The following is a 3,683-nucleotide window of genomic DNA, read 5'->3' on the forward strand; positions in this document are numbered from 1 at the left end:
ATGTTGCCGGCCACGGCCGGACTGCCGAGCCGGACGAACAGCATCGGCACCACCAGGAAGCCGATGGTGGAGAGGCTGCCCCACCAGAATGCGGCGACCAGCAGGGCGATGCGGTCCTTCATGCGTGCGAATTGCCGGTCAGAGGTAGCTGACGGCGACGATCTCGTATCGCTTGACGCCACCGGGGGCCTTCACCTCCGCGGTGTCGCCCTCTTCCTTGCCGATCAGCGCCCGCGCAATCGGGCTCGAGACGTTGACGAGACCGAGCTTGAGGTCGGCCTCATCCTCGCCGACGATCTGGTACTTGACCGCCTCGCCGGTCTTCTCGTCCTCGAGTTCGACCGTCGAGCCGAACACCACCTTGCCGCCGGCGTCGAGCGCGGTCGGATCGATGACCTGGGCCGCCGACAGCTTGCCCTCGATGTCCTGGATGCGGCCCTCGATGAAGCCCTGGCGGTCCTTGGCGGCCTCATACTCGGCGTTTTCGCTCAGGTCGCCCTGGGCCCGGGCCTCGGCGATCGAGTTGATGACCCACGGGCGGTCGACCGTCTTGAGTCGTTGCAGTTCTTCGCGCAGCTTCTCTGCACCGCGCTTGGTGATCGGGATGGTTGCCATTTTGTTGCTCCAGAAAGCGAAACCGCCGAACGCTGCCGTTCGGCGGTCGAAGGGAGAAAAAAGTCAGACGAGCGTGCGTCCGGTCAGCCGGCTCAGGATCGCGAGCGGGCTGGATTCGGGATTGTATTGCCTTGCGGCGGGCAGATGGAGCGTCTGCTCGAGCATGTACTGGCCCGACATCACGGCATGCGAGGTCTGGTCGGAGAAGCAGACCCAGACCGACCCGGCCGGGAACGGCACGGTCTGCTGCTCGGACTTCTGCTGGTAGTCCAGGTCGGACTTCATACCGTCGTGCAGTTGCAGCATCAGGTGGTCGTACTCGCTGCGAAGCGACTTTGTCACGCGCAGCGCCCGCAACAGCTTCGCCTGCCATTGCGAATAAGGCTTGGCCCGCGGCAGGAAGCGTCGGGCGACCGCCTCGAAAGGCTCGCCGACCCGCCAGACGCGCGGCGCGCCCTGCGGATTGACGTTGGTGAACACGCGCAGGATGCGTTCGCCGTAGTTGGGACGCGAGGGAAAGGCGTCGACGTGCAGCCGGCGATCGTCGGCGCGCCATGACTGGACCCGCGTCTCGACCTGCGCCGGCCGGTAGCTGGTGGGCGCCATCCGAAGCGCCGGCACGTAGTGCGGCAGCAGGCCGTGGATCAGCCCCTGCGCCTGGGCGCGGAAGCGTCCGATCATCGCCGCCACCGCCTGTTGCCGCGCCTCGTCGCCGGCCACGCCCTTGATGCGCCCATTGGCGTCGAGGCTGATGTTGCGCACGTCGGGCGACAGCACTGTGGGCGACAACAGGGCCTGCTCCTGCGGCTGCAGGTCGAAGCCGAGCCGCGGGAAGTACAGCACCTTGCCGGCCTCGAGCGCCGCGATCCACGCCTCGTTGGGCGTGGCGGCGCTCCAGTCGTCAAGGTCGAGCTCTACCAGCTGGGTGTCCATGCAAAAAAATCTCCTTCGACGCGATTCTGTGCGCACCCGGCTCGCCAGTCCCTGCGCTCGATCAAGGGCAAGTGCAGCGGGGGGTGACCTCAGTGCCCGATCAATTGCTCATGCATCTCCTGGATAGAGATGACACCCAATTCGTCCATGTGCTGCATGCCTTCGACGGCCGCCTCGGCACCGAAGATCGTCGTGAACGTCGTCACGCGCGCCAGCAGTGCCGAGGTCCGGATCTGGCGCGAATCGGCGATCGCGTTGCGGCGCTCTTCGACCGTGTTGATGACCAGCGCAATCTCGTTGTTCTTGATCATGTCGACGATGTGCGGGCGGCCCTCGGTGACCTTGTTGACCACCGCGCAGGCGATGCCCGCGGCGCTGATCGCCGCCGCCGTGCCCTTGGTCGCGATCAGCACGAAGCCGAGCTTGGCAAGGCCGCGGGCGACTTCGACGGCCCGTGCCTTGTCATTGTTCTTGACCGAGATGAACACCTTGCCGGACTTCGGCAGGATGGTGCCGGCGCCGATCTGCGACTTCACGAAGGCCTCGCCGAAGGTCTTGCCGACGCCCATCACCTCGCCGGTGGACTTCATCTCGGGGCCGAGGATGGTGTCGACGCCAGGAAACTTGACGAAGGGGAACACGGCTTCCTTGACGCTGAAGTACGGCGGCGTGACTTCCTTCGTCACGCCCTGCGATTTCAGCGACTGGCCGGCCATGCAGCGGGCAGCGACCTTCGCCAGCTGGATGCCGGTCGCCTTGCTCACGAAGGGCACCGTGCGCGAGGCGCGCGGGTTGACCTCGAGCACGTAGATCACGTCCTTGCCGTCCTTCTCCTGGATCGCGAACTGGACATTCATGAGGCCGACCACGTTCAGCGCCTTGGCCATCGCCGCGCTCTGGCGCTTGAGTTCGGCGATCGTCTCGGCCTTCAGGCTGTAAGGAGGCAGCGAGCAGGCCGAGTCGCCCGAGTGCACGCCGGCCTGTTCGATGTGCTCCATGACGCCGCCGATCAGGGTCGTGCCCTCGGCATCGCGCAGACAGTCGACGTCGCACTCGACCGCGTCATTGAGGAAGCGGTCCAGCAGCACCGGCGAATCGTTGCTGACCTTGACCGCCTCGCGCATGTAGCGCTCGAGGTCGCGCTGCTCGTGCACGATTTCCATCGCCCGGCCGCCGAGCACGTAGCTCGGGCGCACCACCAGCGGGTAACCCAGCGCCGACGCCTTCTCGAGCGCTTCGGGCTCGGTGCGCGCGGTGGCGTTCGGCGGCTGGCGCAGGCCAAGTTCGTGCAGCAGCTTCTGAAAGCGCTCGCGGTCTTCGGCGGCGTCGATCATGTCGGGGCTGGTGCCGATGATCGGCACGCCGTTGGCCTCGAGGTCGAGCGCCAGCTTGAGCGGCGTCTGGCCGCCGTACTGCACGATCACGCCGGTCGGCTTTTCCTTGTCGACGATCTCGAGCACGTCTTCGAGAGTGAGCGGCTCGAAGTACAGGCGGTCGCTGGTGTCGTAGTCGGTCGACACGGTCTCGGGATTGCAGTTGACCATGATGGTCTCGTAGCCGTCCTCGCGCATCGCCAGCGCAGCGTGCACGCAGCAGTAGTCGAACTCGATGCCCTGGCCGATGCGGTTGGGACCGCCGCCGAGCACCATGATCTTCTTCTTGCCGGTTGGCGCAGCCTCGCACTCGTCCTCGTAGGTCGAGTACATGTAGGCGGTGTTGGTGGCGAACTCGGCCGCGCAGGTGTCGACCCGCTTGTAGACCGGGCGCACGCCGAGCGCGCGGCGCTTCTCGCGGATCGCAGTGTCGGTGGTCTTCAGCTGGCGCGCCAGGCGGCGGTCGGAGAAGCCCTTCTTCTTGAGCGCGAGCAGCGTCGCCTTGTCGATCTCGTCGAGCGACTTGGTTTCCAGCTCGAGCTCGATCTTCACTATCTCCTCGATCTGCACCAGGAACCACGGATCGATCTTGGTCAGCGCGAAGACTTCGTCGACGCTGAGGCCCATCGCGAAAGCATCGCCGACGTACCAGATGCGGTCGGGGCCGGGCTCGCCGAGCTCCTTCTCGAGCACTTCGCGGTCCTGCGTCTTCTCGTTGAGGCCGTCGACGCCGACTTCCAGCCCGCGCAGGGCCTTCTGGAA

3 protein-coding genes and 1 pseudogene are annotated in these 3,683 nt (G+C 65.9%); all 4 read right to left on the reverse strand.

What is annotated here, in order from left to right:
- Positions 1-122 (reverse strand): annotated as a pseudogene (locus AC1DY5_RS46785) (DUF4149 domain-containing protein); the annotation flags it as partial.
- 16 nt (positions 123-138) lie between these two features.
- Positions 139-615, reverse strand: coding sequence for a transcription elongation factor GreA (gene greA / locus AC1DY5_RS46790; RefSeq protein WP_478121195.1), 477 nt, complete (start codon positions 613-615; stop codon positions 139-141).
- Between the two features lie 63 nt (positions 616-678).
- Complete coding sequence (locus tag AC1DY5_RS46795) at positions 679-1,548, reverse strand: Kdo hydroxylase family protein (RefSeq protein ID WP_478121196.1); 870 nt, start codon at positions 1,546-1,548, stop codon at positions 679-681.
- A gap of 89 nt (positions 1,549-1,637) precedes the next feature.
- On the reverse strand, positions 1,638-3,683 hold a 2,046-nt coding region (gene carB, locus AC1DY5_RS46800; protein ID WP_478121197.1), incomplete at its 5' end, for a carbamoyl-phosphate synthase large subunit.

The organism is Variovorax sp. P4_D9, from assembly GCF_056401695.1.